Source organism: uncultured Algibacter sp., assembly GCF_905480415.1.
Taxonomy (GTDB): Bacteria; Bacteroidota; Bacteroidia; order Flavobacteriales; family Flavobacteriaceae; genus Algibacter_B.
This window is the reverse complement of the sequence record NZ_CAJQQI010000135.1, coordinates 1-17,949: the sequence shown is the minus strand read 5'-3', so window position 1 is coordinate 17,949 and position 17,949 is coordinate 1. Positions and strand designations below refer to the sequence as shown.

Below are 17,949 nucleotides of genomic sequence, written 5' to 3'. Positions count from 1 at the left end.
ATATTAGACAAACAGTTGACTACATATAGTAGGATATGACTCTCCCCGTCTGGAATTAAAATTGATATTTTTTGTTTTTTCATTCTTAATTGTTACTTAAACGACGTTCTTTTTTATTTTCTTTCCAAATAATAATGGAATGAAGAATAAGATGCATAACCAAGTCAGCGAAATATGAATAAAATTCATTAAAAAACCGTTAAACATAAACCGTACTAACAAGTCAAGCAAAAACAAAAAGATATACAAGTTGAATCTAAATGTAAGATAACAAATAAGCTAAGGTTTATATTTTCTACCTATTTCCAGAAGCTCATCTGTAAATTCACCAAATAATGGACCATTAGTAATTTGATGTACACCAATTCCTTGTCTATACGTATTATATTCTATAAAAATAGGTGTATTGGTAATATCTAGTCCAATATCCCAAGAAATAATTCTAAAATATGGTATTTTAAAATGCATTTCTTTTACCATCGATATTGCTTTATTAAAATTTGGAACTATAAAAGTGCCTAATACTACTCCTGACTCTGTTTTCTTTACTCTTTCACCAAAATATGGGTAACCATATTCTCGTAGGTTACCATCATCCTTAATACCACATACAACACCTCCAGTTGAATAATTATCTGTATGAGAACCAGCTCCTCCAATTCTTACAATACTTGATAAAATATGAATCTCCGTTTCTCTCATGTAAGACATAATTCGCAAAGTATTTAAAGATGTAGGATTCAAGGACTTCATATCCATACTTTGTTCAACAATCTTTTGAATTATATAATCCTTATTATAATAATCTAACAAAGAATTTATTGACATCCCCTTAAAAGATGTTTTAAAATTATTTATTGCAAATACATTTATCATTCGACCACTGCCAGATTCAATTGAAGGCTTGATTATTAGCTGCTGTTTAAATTTATTAATGATATCAATAGCTTCTATTCGTTCAATTTGCTTATTATCAACATAAAAAAAACCATTAATGTTTTTGACTAAATTATCTGGTTGTTTAAAACCGTTAAATATCGTTTCGGATAAGTTTTTATCTAATAAAGCCGGCCATTGCTTCATTTGATTTATCATAGGAGAAATTATAGGGTGAAATATATCCTCAGGTATGTATTCTACACAAAAGGTATTACTTCTAGAAGTATAAAAATGATGCCAATATAATTTGATGTTACTATACCCCTTTCTTTTGAAATATAATTTTATTTTCCTTTTTTGTAATTTTGTTAATCCCTGCAGCTTCGATTTCTTCAATGTCTTTTTAATATCTCTACGCATATTCATGCTGAGATTATACTTAACCAAAGATTTTTTAATTACTAAAATTCTCTTTAAAAATATCTGTTTAATTAAATAATATATAGACATAAATCTAAGTTTCGTTTTATTTTAACCCCAATATTAAACAATGAAGCACAATTTTAAATATATTTTTTTCTAAAATTAAACCCAACTATAGCATCAAAGTTATATAATAATATAATTGAGTTTTTTGATTTATTTATATTAGAAGATGTATTACTGTTCGCTATAAATGTTAAATCATCTTCGTAAACAATTTCATTTGAAACATTAATTTCAACATTCACATTTATATAAGTATGCTCATCGTAAGGTGCCCAACAAAAAAAACGTTCTGGAATATACCTAGCTACAGCTAAAGAAATTATTTGAGCTATTATAAACATAAGACCTATGTTGTGTCTGATTTTCAATATAAAATATTTTTTTAGTCTTTAAGAGTCAATTAAAAAAATGAAACCAGGTAAAAAAAATTAAATCTATTGGCCTTCAATTGGGCGTAAATATAAAGTATTAAAATACACTGAGTGAATAAACTCGCTAAAATGTAGATTTTTCCTATAAAACAAAATTCATTACCATAATCAAAGACATCTACTTTTTGATGGTTTGTTAACATTGTCAGTTCACAACAGTACTTTTTACAAAATAAAGCATGATGGCACTATCTTGTGCACTGCTGATAATATTCAAATATTGCCTATTTTTTATGAATAAGAAATTGATAAAAAGGAACGATTAGTTAAAATTGCTTTAATAGTATGGCACGCTTATTCGGTATAAATTAAAATAAATTATTGAACATTTTCGCATTTCAAATTAAAAATTAGTACTTTTAAATTTATCGGCTCTTTTATTTCCTTCTAATAGTTTAAACCCTATTTTTGTTCTAAACAATTGTACTATGATAACTTCAGATCAAATTAAAGATCTTAACACCCGCCTCGACAAACTTAGGCACTATCTTTGACATAGATGCCAAACTTATAGAAATTCAAAACGAAGAAGAACAAACCTTCGATCCCAATTTCTGGAACGACCCAAAAGCTGCCGAAGCTCTTATGAAATCGCTTCGAGTGAAGAAAAAATGGGTTCAAGATTATAAAGACTTAAAAACCCTAATTGAAGACCTTGAAGTTATTTATGAGTTTTTCAAAGAAGAGGAAGCTACACAAGAAGACGTTGAAAACCGATATAATAAAGCATCAATTCTAATAGAAGATATAGAATTTAGAAATATGCTTTCGGAAGAAGGTGATGGCTTAAGTGCTGTATTACAAATTACTGCAGGCGCTGGAGGCACAGAGAGTTGCGATTGGGCAAGTATGCTAATGCGCATGTATTTAATGTATGCAGAAAAAAGTGGCTTTAAAGTAAAGGAGTTGAATTTTCAACAAGGTGATGTAGCGGGCATAAAAACAGTGACTTTAGAGATAGAAGGCGATTTTGCCTTTGGTTGGTTAAAAGGAGAAAACGGTGTACATCGTTTGGTAAGAATCTCACCCTTTGATAGTAATGCAAAGCGTCACACCAGTTTTGCTTCTGTTTATGTGTATCCATTAGTCGACGATACTATAGAAATAGATATAAACCCAGCTGATATTGATATAACTACAGCAAGATCTAGTGGTGCTGGTGGGCAAAACGTAAATAAAGTTGAGACTAAAGTTCAGTTAACTCATAAACCTACAGGAATTCAAATTTCATGCTCCGAAACTCGCTCTCAGCATGATAACAGATCTAGAGCTATGCAAATGCTTAAGTCACAACTATATGAAATTGAGCTTCAAAAACAATTAGCGCAGCGTGAAGATATTGAAGCTGGTAAAATGAAAATTGAATGGGGAAGCCAGATTAGAAACTATGTGATGCATCCTTATAAATTAGTAAAAGATGTTAGAACTGCTCATGAAACTGGTAATGTTGATGCGGTTATGGATGGAAATATAGATGAGTTTTTAAAATCATACTTAATGGCCATGGGGCAAAAACAAGAAGATAATAATCAATTATAATATAGCAATTAGCACGTGAAAAAAATAGATACAATAATATTCGACCTTGGTGGTGTTTTAATTGATTGGAATCCTGAATATGTTTTTTTAGATGTGTTCAACAGAGATAGAAAGAAAATGCAATGGTTTTTTGATCATATTTGTACGAGTGATTGGAATGAAAATCAAGATGCGGGGTACCCTATGGCGCAAGCTACAGAAGATAAAGTGGCTCTTTTTCCTGAATATGAAAAAGAAATACGAATGTTTTACGGTCGCTGGGTTGAAATGTTAGGCGATTCCATTACTGGAACCGTTGATATTCTAAAAAAGTTTATTGATTCAGAAGATTATAAAGTTATAGCCTTAACAAATTGGAGCGCAGAAACCTTCCCTATTGCTTTAGAGCGGTTTGAGTTTTTACATTGGTTTGAAGGTATAATTGTTTCTGGTGAAGAAAAAACAAGAAAACCGTTTAATGACATTTATAACCTAACACTAGAGCGGTTTAATATCAAAGCTGAAAATGCTATTTTTATTGATGACAATCTAAGAAATATTGAAGCTGCCAATAATTTAGGTATTAATGGTATTCAATTTGAATCTCCAGAACAACTTATTATTAACCTAAAAACGTTTAATATTGTTTTATAATGATTAAAATATACCATAATGCGCGATGCTCTAAATCTAGGTGCGGTGTAGAAATTTTAGAAAAATCTGGCAAAGACTTTGAAGTTGTTAAATATCTTGAGGATGTTCCAACTGCTGAAGGATTAAAAGACATCATAAAACTATTAGGAATAAAGCCAATTGAGTTAGTTAGAAAAGGTGAATCCATTTGGAAAGACAGCTTCAAAAATAAAGATTTAAGCGATGCCGAAATCATAACTGCAATGGTTGAAAATCCTAAACTTATAGAGCGTCCAATAGTCATTAATGGATATAAAGCGGTTATTGGAAGACCTCCAGAATTAATACTAGAAATCATCTAAATATTATATTTTCTATTAACAAAATTTTAACCGTTTGATATTAAACCATAATCTACATTTGTGGTCTAATTATCAAAACATTTTTAATGGAGAAATCTACATTTGCACTTATTCTATTTTGTTTATTCACTGTAGTTGGTTTTGCTCAAAGACCAGAAGGAAAAGAAGTTAAAATCTCAGGAATTGTTATTGATAAAGAGACCAAGCAACCTCTAGAATATGCAACTATAGCCTTTTTTAGTAAACGTCAAAACAAAATTATTACCGGAGGAATAACTGATGCTAAAGGAAGCTTTAACATACCTGTTGTAACCGGTGTTTATGATATTACGATTGAATATATTTCTTTTAAAACGATTACAATTCCTAACAAAAAAATATCCAAAAACGAAAATCTTGGTAGTTATTCTCTAGAAATTAATGCTGAATTATTAGGCGAAATAGAGATTATCGCTGAACGTACAACTGTTGAAATCCGACTTGACAAAAAAATATATAATGTTGGTAAAGATCTAACCGTTAGTGGTGGTTCGGTAAGTGATGTCTTAGACAACGTACCATCCGTTTCTGTAGATGCAGAGGGCAATGTAGCCTTAAGAGGTAATGATAATGTTCGAATACTCATCAATGGTAAACCTTCTGGATTAGTTGGACTTAATTCTACTGAAGCATTAAGACAATTACCTGCAGAAGCTATTGAAAAGGTTGAAGTCATTACGTCGCCTTCCGCTAGATATGAAGCTGAAGGTACAGCGGGTATATTAAACATTATTTTACGCAGAAGTAAGTTGCTGGGTTTAAACGGTTCTATTACTACTAATGTTGGACATCCTAACTCAGCTGGAATTTCTGGAAACATTAATTATAGAACTGGAAATGTCAATATTTTTAATACGTCATCATATAGGTATCAAGAAACTCTGGGAAGATGGTATAATGATGTTAAGTATTTCGACATTAACATCCCAGATTTAGATGAAAAACGTAATTGGACAGATACTAGAAAAGGCCTGACTACAAACACGGGTATTGAATGGTATATTAACGACTCAGCATCTATAACATCATCCGTAGTCTATAGAGATAATAGCTCTGAAAATAATTCGATTAACAAACTTGTGCAGTTCAATAAAATTAATAATACCACGAGTGAAAGTGAGCGCCGAGATCCAGAAAAAGAAGATAGTAAAACGATTCAATACGCTTTAAATTTTACAAAAAATTTTGATGATAGTGATCATAAATTAACTTTCGATTTTCAATATGAAGATTCTAATGAAGATGAAAATTCTCTAATCACTGTTGATGGTATAGAATCTGAAATGGTATCGACTCTGGAAGATCAAACTAATATCCTATTGCGATCTGATTATGTTGTGCCTGTCGGAGAAATGAGTCAAATAGAACTTGGTTACCGTGGTGATTTCACGACAAGGTCTACAGATTTTGAAGTAGCTCTTTTAGATGCATCATCTGGTGATTTTTTAATTAATAACAATCTCACAAACCTTTTTAATTTTAAGCAATATAACACTGCTATTTATACGCAATTCGGGAGTAAAATTGATAAATTTTCATACCTATTAGGTTTAAGATTTGAAAATACTAGAATCACACTAGATCAGCCAACAACAGGAGATTTTAGTAGAAAAAAAATAAATGGATTATTTCCAACGGTTAATTTGAATTATGAAATAAGCGACTCACAAAGCGTTACTTTAGGATACAATAGAAGAATTAGAAGACCAAGAGGTTTTATGCTTAACCCCTTCCCTTCTCGTTCTAGTATAACAAACGTCTTTCAAGGTAATCCTGATTTAAATCCAACATTTGCCAGTACTTTTGAATTGGGGTATTTAAACAAGCTAGATAAGTTAACAATCTCTTCCTCCATTTATTATTCGCATTCAACAGATATTATGACCTTTGTAAGCAGAAAGACTGATGAATCTGTTATTGTTGACGGAGCAGAATTCCCTGTAATAGAAAGAGGTCCTGTTAATTTAGGTAAAGATAAACGCTATGGTTTTGAGTTTAATTTAAATTATAATCCGTCTAGAAAATGGCGCATGAATACTGATTTTAATATTTTTAAATCTGAACGAGAAGGACGTTTTGATGGCGTTGACTTAAGTGCTAATAACTTGAGTTGGAGAGCTAGATTCACAAACAAAATAACATTACCGCACAATATTGATTGGCAAACAAATATAAATTATAGAGGTCCGAGTCAAGATGCACAAAATGATAGAAAAGGTGTATTAACTACTAGCGTTGCTTTTAGCAAGGATTTATTTAAAGAAAAAGCCTCAATCGCATTTAATGTTCGAGATATTTTTAATAAAGCTTTTTATAGTAATGATATTACTGCTGAAACATTTACCGCTTATCAAGAAATTCAATTTAGAGGAGGTCGTACTTTTAATCTGGCGTTTACTTATAGATTCAACCAGAAGAAAAAACGAGAGCGTCAAGGTGGTTTTGATGGCGGCGGCATGGAAATGTAAAATATAACCATAAAAAAAGGAAGCTAAATTAGCTTCCTTTTTTTATATATAATACATATGTTTTTTAAGCTTGACGCTTAGCTTTCTTTTCTTCTCTAATTTCTTTTAATCTTTCAATTAAAGATCCTCCAATCCAATAAGGAATAACAAAGGTTATTAAAAAAATCATTAACCAAAACCCTATTGTTAATATAGTTAAAAATGCTAAAAAGCCTAAATACTGATCAAATTCAAACATAATTGTTGTGCCTTACTTTTAAGATGTAGCAAATATAATGCAAAGGTATGTCTTATACAATATCAAGTTAAAAATTATTAACAGACTTTTTAACTATTCTAAATTTGGCTGAGGAGTCATGCGTAAATATGGTTTAATTTCTTTATATCCTTTTGGGAAAATTCCAAGAATATCTGCAGTTGCAACAGCAGGAACTACAACACAATCATCACCGTTATTCCAATTAGCAGGTGTAGCCACTTTATAAAATCCTGTTGAGAAATTTGGAGCCAAGGCACATAATTTAATCGCTACCATAATATCTATTTTATAATTTAAACTTAAAATAAAGTCTTACTAATTTCATCGATTTTAAAGTCTTAAAGTAAAAAAATCCGTTATTACTGTGTAAAAAAGAAGTAGTAAAAACTAACAAAAATCATAATTATAAACATCTTAAAAGAATTACCTTAGCACCTTATAATTTAATTATTATTAATATGAGTTACAGAATAGAAAAAGATACTATGGGCGAAGTAAAAGTGCCCGCTGATAAACTTTGGGGAGCACAAACAGAACGCTCTAGAAATAACTTCAAAATTGGCCCTTCGGCCTCTATGCCATTAGAAATCATTTACGGCTTTGCTTATTTAAAAAAAGCGGCTGCATTTACCAATTGTGAATTGGGCGTTTTAACTGTTGAAAAACGAGATTTAATAGCACAAGTTTGTGAAGAAATATTAGAAGGTAAACACGATGACCAATTTCCATTAGTTATCTGGCAAACCGGCTCTGGTACACAAAGCAATATGAATGTTAATGAAGTGGTTGCAAACAGAGCACACCAATTAGCCGGAAAAGTTATTGGGGAAGGTGAAAAAACAATTCAACCTAATGATGATGTTAATAAATCGCAATCTTCAAATGATACGTTTCCGACAGGAATGCATATTGCAGCATATAAAAAAATTGCTGAGACCACAATTCCTGGTGTTAAACAATTGCGTGATACTCTTAATAACAAATCAATAGCCTTTAAAAATGTTGTAAAAATAGGTAGAACACACCTTATGGACGCTACGCCTCTTACTTTAGGACAAGAACTATCAGGTTATGTAGCTCAATTAGATTACGGTTTAAAAGCTCTAGAAAACACATTATCACATTTAAGTGAGTTAGCACTGGGAGGTACGGCTGTTGGTACGGGTTTAAATACGCCTAACGGATATAGCGAACTTGTGGCGCAATACATTGCAGAATTTACTGAATTACCGTTTATAACCGCTCCTAATAAATTTGAAGCTTTAGCGGCTCATGATGCCTTGGTTGAAACACATGGTGCATTGAAGCAGTTGGCAGTATCCTTAAATAAAATTGCAAATGATATTAGAATGATGGCTTCAGGGCCACGTTCTGGTATTGGAGAAATTACGATTCCGGCGAATGAACCAGGAAGTTCTATTATGCCGGGAAAAGTAAACCCAACCCAATGTGAAGCCTTAACTATGGTTTGCGCTCAAGTTATAGGTAATGATGTAACAATATCTGTTGGTGGTTTACAAGGCCATTATGAATTGAATGTTTTTAAACCTGTGATGGCAGCTAACGTTTTACAATCCGCACAATTAATTGGGGATGCTTGTTCTAGTTTTGAAGAAAACTGTGCCGTTGGTATAGAGCCTAACCATGAGGTTATTACAAAATTATTGAATAATTCTTTAATGCTTGTAACCGCTCTAAATACAAAAATAGGATATTACAAAGCTGCAGAAATAGCTAACACAGCCCATAAAAATGGAACTACTTTAAAAGAAGAAGCTATACGTTTAGGGTATGTTACTGTTGAAGATTATGACGCTTGGGTAAAACCAGAGGACATGGTTGGAAGTCTTAAATAAAACTCTTAAATCGTAATTAAATAAAAAGACAGGCTAAATAAATTTGCCTGTCTTTTTGGTTGGTTAGCTATTAAACCTTTAAAAATTATAATCCAAAAAGGAAAAGGTGAAAGATATAACTAACAAGTCTTTTTTTTATTAACATTTGTTAAATCCATTAATAATATAAAAATTTTGATAATATTTTAGTGCTGAGCATACAAACAAATAGTCTTAATTATTTTCTTTTACCTCTTCCTTTTTTATTTTTCTTCTAATTCTACTCAATTGTACAGGAGTAATACTTAAATATGATGCTATTTGATATTGCGGAATGAGTTCTTCTATATTTGGCATTTTTTTAAGAAGAGCAAGATACTGCGCTTTGGCATCCATAGAAATAAGTTCTAATTGCCGCTCTTCGTATCTAATAAAAACATGTTCTAGTATTCTATTATACAAGTTGCTTATGTTTATGTCGCTTTTACAGAGCTCAGTTATTTTACTAAAATTAATTTCATAAACTTGACATTCAGTAAGTGCTTCATAAGTTAACCTAGATGGTTGGTTTTGTATCAAAGCTGTTAGTGCACCGACAAAACTAAAAGGCAAGAAAAAATTCTTATTAAACTCTTTTCCGTTTTCTGAACTTAAATAAACTCGCATCATTCCAGAAACAAGCATATAAATCTTGTTAGGAACTTCACCTGGTTTAGCTATCTGATCACCTTCTTCAAGCTTTTTGGGTACAGATATCCTTTTAAGTTTAGAAAAAGTTTCTTTGGAAACATCTAAAAATGAGTTTAGAAATACTAAGTTAGGGTTCATACTATTTATATTTTTAACGCTTCCATAAAAGATTTAGTAGCATGTATCATTGTTGTATCGAAAACTGGTACTGAAACATCGGTTTGTTTAATTAAAAGCGGTATTTCTGTACACCCCAAAATAACACCTTCTGCACCATCCTTTATTAATTTTTTTATAATTTTCAAATATACGTGTTTAGATGCATCATTTAATACACCTTTAGATAGTTCATCGTAAATTATGCGATGCACTTTATTTCTGTCTTCTAAATTTGGAACTATCGTTTTTATTCCAAAAGAGCGCAACACATCAATATAAAAATTTTTTTCCATGGTGTACTTCGTTCCTAACAATGCAACTGTTTTTAATTTCTTTTCAATAATTATTTCTGCAGTGGCTTCAGCAATATGAATAACTGGAATATTTACAACTTCTCTAACAGCATCAATAGTAAGATGCATAGTGTTAGCACAAATTAAAATACATGATGCACCAGCTAACTCCAAGCTTTTACCAGCATCAGCCATAATATCATTTAACTTATCCCATCTGTTTTCTTTTTGGAGATTAGCAATTTCAGCAAAATTAACTGAGTTAATAATTACTTTACAAGAATGACCCTCTCCAAAATGTTCACTGGCCAAACTATTTAAAACCTTATAATACATTATTGTGGACTGCGGAGTTATTCCTCCAATTAATCCTATAGTTTTCATTATATCTAATTTATTGTACCTAAATTTAGAACTTTAATTATATTGTTTAGCACTTTATGTCTATTTTAATTATTAATATAAAAGAATTAATTCAAGTTAGAGATCAAAATACTCTAAAGGTCTCAGGTAAAGACATGCAACATTTACCGACTATTAAAAATGCTTTCCTTTTAATTAAAAATGGTGAAATTTCTGATTTTGGCCGCATGGAAAGCTGCAAAAATATGGTAGCAGATAAGACTATTGATGCTACTGATAAATTAGTTCTACCAACATGGTGCGACTCACACACGCACATTGTTTTCGCGGGAAATAGAGAACAAGAATTTGTAGACAGAATAAACGGTTTGAGTTATACTGAAATTGCTAATCGTGGCGGTGGTATTTTAAACTCTGCAAAAACCCTTCAAAATACTTCAGAAGATGATTTATATAATCAATCTGCTCAGCGGGTTAAAAACATTATAAAACTTGGTACAGGCGCTTTAGAAATAAAATCGGGTTATGGATTAACTTTAGAGTCTGAGCTTAAAATGCTGCGTATCATCAAACGCATTACAGAACATTTTCCTATTAAAATTAAAGCGACATTTCTGGGCGCACACGCATTTCCTGAAGCTTACTTAAACAACAAAAAAGGCTATATTGATTTAATTATTAATGAAATGCTTCCAAAAATAGGCAAAGAGAACTTAGCTGATTTTATTGATGTTTTTTGTGAAAAAGGCTATTTTTCTTTAGAAGATACCGAAACTATTTTATCAGCAGGGAAACAATTTGGACTAATTCCAAAAATACATGTCAATCAATTTAATGCATTTGGAGGTGTCGCCATGGGTGTTAAACATAATGCGCTATCTGTAGATCACTTAGAAGAACTAACTCAAGAGGATATTAATGTCTTAATAGGAAGTGAGACTATGCCCGTGGCACTGCCCTCTTGTTCTTTCTTTTTAAGTATACCTTACACACCTGCAAGACGAATTATTAATTCTGGCTTACCATTGGCATTAGCAACTGACTATAACCCCGGGTCTACTCCAAGCGGGAATATGAATTTTGTGGTGAGTACAGCTTGTATTAAAATGAAAATGACACCCGAGGAAGCTATAAACGCAGCTACTTTAAATGGAGCCTACGCGATGGGAATTTCAGAAGAATATGGTAGTATTACAAAAGGAAAAAAGGCAAACCTTATAATTACAAAACCAATACCTAGCTATAATTATTTGCCGTATTCATTTGGAGAAAACAACATTGAAACAGTTATAATTAAAGGAACTATAATATCATAAAAAAGCCCTAAACTTAAAGTTTAGGGCTTTTTTATTACGTGTTATAATCGATTTACTTTAAAGTAAATTCCGAGCTAGACACTAAATCTTTTTCGTTAAAAACGTTTACTGTATATCTTCCTTTTTCAAATTCATTTTTAGAAGTTACAAACTCACATACGTTAAGGCTTGCATTCTCATAATTAAATTTGCTAATTATACTGTAGTTTAAAGTTTTCTCACCAAAAGCAACTTGTTCATTTAAACCTAAAGTATTGTTTTTTGGGTCAATCACTTGAACATATAATTCTTCATCACCAGCTTGTACTAAAGCATTTTTTGCAACTGTAAAGCATACTCTAATTTTATCCGCTCTGGTAGCTCTTTCAGTTGGTATTAATTTACCTGATGTTCTTTCAATAACTCCAAAACCTTTTAAACCAACAGTATTTAAAATAGCAGCATTTTCTACAACTTCAGCTAAAGCATTATTTTGTACTAATAAAGAATCTGTAAAAATAGAACGCTCTTCTAAACGCACACGAGTACTATCTAAAGATGTTGCTAAATATGAATTCTCAACTCGTAATGAATCATTTTGAGCCAATAACACATCCATTTCTTTTTGAAGTGAAGCATATTTTCTTTTATATCTCCATAAACTTTTCACGTTAGTTTCAGAAATTTTTAAAGAATCAATTAATCCCTGAATACGACCTCTAGCTTCAAGTAAATTAGCATTAGTTACTTCGTTCTCCCCAATAGCTTCGTCATATTGTTTTGCCATTGAATTTAAGTCATTCATTACTAATTGCTTCTCTTCAGTTAGCTCATTCTGTACCTTCTTGCTACTGCTATACAAATTCATAGTATAAAATCCTGTCGCTAAAAATAAAACTAGTGCAATACCCAATCCTACTTTAAGTCCCGTGTTGCTGTTGTTGTTCTCCATAATTACTTGTTTTAATGTTTGTTAAGGTTAATCTAAATTTTGTTCTAATTTTAATTGTTTGTTTTAATGCTTTAAATAAATAATGATGTACTTTTAATATTCAAAATGCATCTCATTCATGGACAAACTGGTTTTATTTAATAATACTAATAGAAACAAACTATTAAACAAACGCTCTGGTGAATCCAAATTTGGTCAACATGTTCAAATATTAACCAGCATTTCTAACATATACGAACAACTTAAAAATTTAGATGTTACACATGTCATTTTAGGTTTACCTGAAGATGTTGGTGTATTTGCAAACCATGGAAAAACTGGAGCTTCAAAGGCTTGGGAAGCGACCCTTAAAGTTTTGTTAAACATTCACAGTAATGAATTCACAAGGGCTAACAAGGTTTTAATATTAGGTCGTTTAGATTTTACAGAAGAACAGTTGTTGGTTTCAAAATTGAATCCATCCAGAAAAAAAGATATTTTAAAAGCTAGAAAAATAGTAACTAACATTGATGAATATGTTACTTATATCATTCATCAAATTGTAATGGCTGGAAAAAAACCAATCATAATTGGTGGCGGACATAATAATGCATATGGAAATATAAAAGGCTCATCCTTAGCTGTTGGAAAGCCCATTAATGTTGTTAATTTTGATGCACATTCAGATTTTAGAGATGAAGAAGGCCGCCATAGTGGTAATGGTTTTAAGTACGCTTTCGCAGAAGGGTTGTTAGCCAATTACTTTATTTTTGGGTTGCATGAAAATTATACATCCGATAAGATTTTTAAAGCACTTGATAAATCAAAATCTATCGAATACAATACTTTTGATGCTTTGGAAATTAGAAATGAACTGAAGTTTAAAAAAGAATTAGAACGCGCTTACCTGCACGTTTCGAATAGTAATTTTGGAATTGAAATTGACTGTGATGCTATTGAAAATACTCCAAGTAGCGCTATGACGCCGAGTGGTTTTAGCGTTAATAAAACACGCCAATTTCTCAACTATTTTGCAAAACATAAAAACGCGACATACTTACATATTTGTGAAGCCGCTCCAACAAAAAAAACAAGTACTCAAGTTGGCAAACTAATCACTTATTTAATTACAGATTTTATAAAAGCCAATGAACATTGATATTATAAATTTTGAAAAACAATATACTAAAGACTTCTACGATTTAAATGTAGAGTGGCTCAAAACCTTCTTTTATGTTGAACCTTTTGATGAGGACGTTTTAAGCAACCCCGAAAAATATATAATTGATAGAGGTGGACATATATTTTTTGCAAGACTAAACAAACAAGTGGTCGGTACAGTAGCATTGATGCCATTAGGTAAAAATGGCCTTTTTGAATTAACTAAAATGGCGGTATCAACAAACCATCGCGGGTATAAAATAGGTCAGAAACTAATGCAATATTGTATTGTTTATGCTAAATCTTTAGGATTGCCAAAGCTTATACTCTACTCCAATACTAAATTAGAAAATGCAATTTATATTTATAGAAAATATGGTTTTATTGAGGTACCCGTTGAGGCAAATAGCCCTTACAAACGTAGTGATATTAAGATGGAGCTGGTGTTTTAATTTCCTATAGCCTTCAAAGAATCAATCTGCCTGTGTAATCTCTCAATTTCTATAGTCTTTTTATCCTCTTGAGGAATAGCTATTACTGAATCTACCGCTTGTTGTACAATATCGATTTCTTTAGTTTCCTCTGCAAAATAATAACCCCCCAGATTTCACTCACTGTAATCAAATTTATTCTGTAAAAATTAACGGTTTTTAGTTTATCAATTTAATCTAACAACTTATGAATCAAGGCATATTGCAACAACACTATAGTTCTTGTGTCAACAATTTCTCCATTCTCCAACATACCAATCGCTTTTTCGAAAGGAATTTCTAATACCTCAATATCTTCATGCTCACTCGCTAAGCCCCCTCCTGCACCAACTTTCATATCATCGGTGTATTCTCCAACAAAAAAGTGCATTTTCTCAGTCATTACTCCAGGTGATGAATAACCTTCATAAATTTTTTTCACTGATTTTAAACGATACCCAACTTCTTCTTCAGTTTCTCGGATAATACATGCTTCAGGATTATCTTGGTCCAATAAACCTGCACAAACCTCAACTAAAAAACCATCTTTATTATCATTTAAATACGTTGGCATTCTAAATTGTTTGATTAAAATAACAGTTCCTTTGTGTTTGTTATATAGCAATATTCCAGCACCGTCTCCCCTATCATAAACTTCTCGCATTTGGTTTACCCATTTGCCACTTTTCATTAAATAATCAAAAGTAACTCTCTTCAAAATGTAATAGTTGTCTGAAAGCAGCTTCTTTATTATGTTTTTAACCTGTTTATTGCTCATTTACAAATGCTTTTCTAGCTTAGTATAAATATATAATTGATTCAATTTTGATTTATTTATTTTTAATCTGAAACTGCAATGGTTGCCATATTATTTAAATAACAAAGTATGTCCTGTCTTTATACTTTAAAAAATCTAAACGCGTCGCCCTTTATTCTTTCTATTTCAATATAACAAGAAATTGTAATAAAAGCTATGATTTATTTTTCTACTTCATTGAATGGAAAAAATAACCTTCTTCTTTACTAGTAAATTCTAAACAGAAATAGTTTTCTCTTAAATTTCAATATTATTAGTCATTTCTCAAATTAAAGAAGTCTAAAATTAAGAAATTGTTACACTTGCTAAAAAAATTCTAACATTTTGAAAGTTTATATTATATTTGTTAATTACCAAACCTAATTATGTATTTATTATGCTTTTAAACTTTACAACTATTCCTTTAATTACACAATCACAGGTTGTCGTTGCTCTTACCGTAATTGTTATCTTTTTCGGAATTATATTGCTTTTAGGAGTTAGAAAATCCTATTTACTTAAAAAAGAAAATAAGCGATTAGAAAAGATGAACACGTCTATGAAAGAAGATAAAAAATATAAAGATTTTACTGATGGCCATATGTATGGCGGGAATTAAAAAGCATATTAATGATTGAAATGATTTTTACCATAATATTTGTGATAATAGTATTTGTAATAGGGATACTAACAAAAAGAATATTATACATTAATGAACACGTGCAATCTATTGAAAATGGATTATATATTTTCAATGATAATTTTGAGACTATTAAAAGTATTGATAAGACATCAGATTTTGATTTAGGATCTGGACATCTTTATGGCTAAAAAAAAAGCCCACTTTTCAGTGAGTTTTTTAGTTTTTATCGTAGAATTATTATCTTACTAACTTTCTATATTTTATTCGTTTAGGCATCAAATCTCCACCTAGTCTCTTCTTCTTATTTTCTTCATAATCAGAAAAACTACCTTCAAAGAAATACACTTGAGAATCACCTTCAAAAGCTAAAATATGTGTACATATTCTATCTAAGAACCAACGGTCGTGACTAATCACCACGGCACAACCAGCAAAGTTTTCTAAGCCTTCTTCTAAGGCTCGTAAAGTATTTACATCTAAATCATTAGTTGGCTCATCTAAAAGCAACACATTGCCTTCTTCTTTAAGCGTCATTGCTAAATGCAATCGGTTACGTTCACCTCCAGAGAGCAGTTTTACTTTTTTATTTTGCTCGCCTCCAGAAAAGTTAAATCGACTTAAATAGGCTCTAGAATTTACTTCCTTACCTCCCATCAAAATAAGCTCTTGCTCATCACTAAAGTTTTGCCAAATCGTTTTCTCTGGATCTATGTTTGAATGTTTTTGATCTACATATGCAAGTTTAGCTGTATCACCAACTATAAACTCACCTTTATCGGGAGTTTCTTCGCCCATAATCATTCTAAAAATAGTGGTTTTACCGGCACCGTTTGGTCCAATAATACCAACTATTCCTGCTTGTGGTAAACTGAAGTTTAAATCGTCGTACAACAATTTATCACCATAACCTTTAGCGACGCCTTTGGCATCGATAACATTTGTACCCAAACGCGGACCATTAGGAATATATATTTCTAGTTTCTCGTCAAGTTGTTTTTGGTCTTGACTCATTAACTTATCGTAATTTTTTAAACGTGCCTTTTGTTTTGTTTGACGGCCTTTTGCTCCTTGACGCACCCATTCTAACTCGCGCTCTAATGTTTTTTGTCTTTTAGAAGCCACTTTACCTTCCTTAGCCATACGTTTAGATTTTTGGTCTAACCAAGACGAATAGTTCCCTTTCCACGGAATACCTTCACCTCTATCCAGTTCTAAAATCCATCCAGCTACATTATCTAAAAAGTATCTATCGTGTGTTACTGCTATAACCGTACCTTTATATTGTGCTAAATGATGCTCTAACCAATGTACCGATTCTGCATCTAAATGGTTTGTAGGCTCATCTAAAAGTAATACATCAGGTTCTTGCAAAAGTAAACGACATAATGCCACACGACGTTTTTCACCACCAGAAAGCACACCAATTTTTTTATCACCTTCTGGGGTACGTAACGCATCCATGGCAATTTCTAATTTGGTATCCAACTCCCAAGCATTAGCAGCATCAATCTGATCTTGAAGTTCAGCTTGACGATTCATTAACTTCTCCATCTTGTCGGCATCAGAATACACTTCTTCCAAACCAAACTGATCGTTAATTTTATTGTATTCATCAAGAATAGCAACCGTTTCAGCAGCACCTTCTCGAACAACTTCCATGACTGTTTTATCGTCATCAAGTTTTGGTTCTTGCTCTAAATATCCAACTGAATAGTCTTGTAAAAAGGTAACATCACCTTGGAAATTTTTATCAACTCCTGCAATAATTTTTAGTAAAGTAGATTTACCAGAACCATTAAGACCTAAGATTCCAATTTTTGCTCCATAAAAGAAGCTCAAATAAATATTTTTTAAAACTGGTGTATTTGCACCCGGAAATGTCTTCGTTAAACCAGACATTGAAAATATTACTTTTTTATCGTCGCTCATAAATTTATTAGTTAGTTTGTAGTAGGTAGTTATTAGTATCTAAAACAAAAGTTCTTTAATTAAAATAATTACTGTTTACTGCCACTGAAAACTGAGACTTTTAGACTCTTCCTTTTAAAGCATTAAACACCCATGCAATAGAAAAAAAGCCAACACCTACTGCTGCAAAACCCCAGCCAGCAACATCATCATATCTAAAAGCACCAAGAGCTATTAGTCCTAGTCCTACAAAAATCATAACCCATGTAGCCCAGGCTAATACTGTATTTTTATTCATTGCCATAATCTTTTCTTTTTATTGGTTAG

General features: G+C 31.5%; 19 protein-coding genes and 1 pseudogene. 10 read left to right on the top strand and 10 right to left on the bottom strand.

From position 1 onward, the window contains the following. Positions 1–279 precede the first annotated feature (279 nt). Together QZ260_RS09220 and QZ260_RS09215 are read right to left on the bottom strand one after the other, a co-directional pair. The gene (locus QZ260_RS09220) at positions 280–1,083 is read right to left on the bottom strand and encodes a sugar-transfer associated ATP-grasp domain-containing protein (RefSeq protein ID WP_295985351.1); all 804 of its coding nucleotides are present in this window, start codon (positions 1,081–1,083) and stop codon (positions 280–282) included. Positions 1,084–1,442: 359 nt separating this feature from the next. Then, on the bottom strand, positions 1,443–1,709 hold the full coding sequence (locus QZ260_RS09215) for a hypothetical protein (RefSeq protein ID WP_295985349.1): 267 nt from the start codon (positions 1,707–1,709) through the stop codon (positions 1,443–1,445). Between the two features lie 518 nt (positions 1,710–2,227). Between QZ260_RS09215 and prfB the strand changes: the two genes are divergently transcribed. The 4 genes from prfB (at position 2,228) to QZ260_RS09195 (ending at position 6,819) form a co-directional block, all read left to right on the top strand. Next, a protein-coding gene (prfB, locus tag QZ260_RS09210; protein WP_295985348.1) for a peptide chain release factor 2 occupies positions 2,228–3,338 on the top strand; the annotation gives its coding sequence in 2 pieces (ribosomal slippage) (positions 2,228–2,290 and positions 2,292–3,338; 1,110 coding nt in all). 15 nt (positions 3,339–3,353) lie between these two features. Then, positions 3,354–3,971, top strand: coding sequence for an HAD family phosphatase (locus tag QZ260_RS09205; RefSeq protein ID WP_295985347.1), 618 nt, complete (start codon positions 3,354–3,356; stop codon positions 3,969–3,971). Then, entirely contained in the window at positions 3,971–4,312 is a 342-nt protein-coding gene (arsC, locus tag QZ260_RS09200) for an arsenate reductase (glutaredoxin) (protein WP_295985344.1), read from the top strand. Before QZ260_RS09205 ends, arsC begins: the two co-directional genes overlap by 1 nt. Before the next feature lie 86 nt (positions 4,313–4,398). After that, the gene (locus tag QZ260_RS09195; RefSeq protein WP_295985341.1) at positions 4,399–6,819 is read left to right on the top strand and encodes an outer membrane beta-barrel family protein; all 2,421 of its coding nucleotides are present in this window, start codon (positions 4,399–4,401) and stop codon (positions 6,817–6,819) included. Between the two features lie 64 nt (positions 6,820–6,883). Here QZ260_RS09195 and QZ260_RS09190 read toward each other — a convergent pair whose 3' ends face one another. Continuing rightward, positions 6,884–7,057, bottom strand: coding sequence for a hypothetical protein (locus tag QZ260_RS09190; RefSeq protein ID WP_271560597.1), 174 nt, complete (start codon positions 7,055–7,057; stop codon positions 6,884–6,886). 93 nt (positions 7,058–7,150) lie between these two features. Next, a pseudogene (locus tag QZ260_RS09185) lies at positions 7,151–7,303 on the bottom strand (peroxidase); the annotation flags it as partial. Positions 7,304–7,536: 233 nt separating this feature from the next. On the opposite strand from QZ260_RS09185, the gene fumC reads away from it, so the two are divergent. Then, positions 7,537–8,934: a class II fumarate hydratase gene (gene fumC, locus QZ260_RS09180; protein WP_295985337.1), complete on the top strand. Its 1,398-nt coding sequence runs from the start codon at positions 7,537–7,539 to the stop codon at positions 8,932–8,934. A gap of 213 nt (positions 8,935–9,147) precedes the next feature. Here the strand turns inward: fumC and QZ260_RS09175 are convergent, their stop codons facing one another. Both QZ260_RS09175 and QZ260_RS09170 read right to left on the bottom strand, forming a co-directional pair. Next, a complete protein-coding gene (locus QZ260_RS09175; RefSeq protein WP_295985334.1) occupies positions 9,148–9,741 on the bottom strand; it encodes a Crp/Fnr family transcriptional regulator in 594 nt (197 codons plus the stop codon). Between the two features lie 5 nt (positions 9,742–9,746). Next, the gene (locus QZ260_RS09170; RefSeq protein WP_295985331.1) at positions 9,747–10,439 is read right to left on the bottom strand and encodes an aspartate/glutamate racemase family protein; all 693 of its coding nucleotides are present in this window, start codon (positions 10,437–10,439) and stop codon (positions 9,747–9,749) included. A gap of 56 nt (positions 10,440–10,495) precedes the next feature. Here QZ260_RS09170 and hutI point away from each other — a divergent pair, with 56 nt between their 5' ends. Further along, positions 10,496–11,734: an imidazolonepropionase gene (gene hutI / locus QZ260_RS09165; protein WP_295985329.1), complete on the top strand. Its 1,239-nt coding sequence runs from the start codon at positions 10,496–10,498 to the stop codon at positions 11,732–11,734. Between the two features lie 52 nt (positions 11,735–11,786). Here hutI and QZ260_RS09160 read toward each other — a convergent pair whose 3' ends face one another. Then, a complete protein-coding gene (locus QZ260_RS09160; protein ID WP_295985326.1) occupies positions 11,787–12,665 on the bottom strand; it encodes a chromosome partitioning protein ParA in 879 nt (292 codons plus the stop codon). A gap of 118 nt (positions 12,666–12,783) precedes the next feature. On the opposite strand from QZ260_RS09160, the gene QZ260_RS09155 reads away from it, so the two are divergent. After that, positions 12,784–13,803 carry a formimidoylglutamase gene (locus QZ260_RS09155; protein WP_295985323.1) on the top strand — a complete coding sequence of 340 codons (1,020 nt, stop codon included), beginning with the start codon at positions 12,784–12,786 and terminating at the stop codon, positions 13,801–13,803. Beyond that, complete coding sequence (locus tag QZ260_RS09150; RefSeq protein WP_295985320.1) at positions 13,793–14,257, top strand: GNAT family N-acetyltransferase; 465 nt, start codon at positions 13,793–13,795, stop codon at positions 14,255–14,257. The genes QZ260_RS09155 and QZ260_RS09150 overlap by 11 nt, the downstream gene beginning before the upstream one ends. 211 nt (positions 14,258–14,468) lie before the next feature. On the opposite strand, the gene QZ260_RS09145 is transcribed toward QZ260_RS09150, so the two are convergent. Continuing rightward, positions 14,469–15,053, bottom strand: a complete 585-nt coding sequence (locus QZ260_RS09145) for an NUDIX domain-containing protein (RefSeq protein ID WP_295985317.1) — start codon at positions 15,051–15,053, stop codon at positions 14,469–14,471. A 415-nt stretch (positions 15,054–15,468) separates the two neighbouring features. Here QZ260_RS09145 and QZ260_RS09140 point away from each other — a divergent pair, with 415 nt between their 5' ends. Together QZ260_RS09140 and QZ260_RS09135 are read left to right on the top strand one after the other, a co-directional pair. Beyond that, positions 15,469–15,690 carry a hypothetical protein gene (locus QZ260_RS09140; protein ID WP_295985315.1) on the top strand — a complete coding sequence of 74 codons (222 nt, stop codon included), beginning with the start codon at positions 15,469–15,471 and terminating at the stop codon, positions 15,688–15,690. A gap of 11 nt (positions 15,691–15,701) precedes the next feature. After that, a complete protein-coding gene (locus QZ260_RS09135; protein ID WP_295985313.1) occupies positions 15,702–15,902 on the top strand; it encodes a hypothetical protein in 201 nt (66 codons plus the stop codon). A gap of 49 nt (positions 15,903–15,951) precedes the next feature. On the opposite strand, the gene ettA is transcribed toward QZ260_RS09135, so the two are convergent. Beyond that, positions 15,952–17,643 (bottom strand): energy-dependent translational throttle protein EttA, encoded by a 1,692-nt coding sequence (gene ettA, locus QZ260_RS09130; protein WP_295985311.1) that lies wholly within the window; start codon positions 17,641–17,643, stop codon positions 15,952–15,954. Positions 17,644–17,743: 100 nt separating this feature from the next. Beyond that, positions 17,744–17,926 (bottom strand): CAL67264 family membrane protein, encoded by a 183-nt coding sequence (locus tag QZ260_RS09125; protein WP_295985308.1) that lies wholly within the window; start codon positions 17,924–17,926, stop codon positions 17,744–17,746. Positions 17,927–17,949 lie beyond the last annotated feature (23 nt).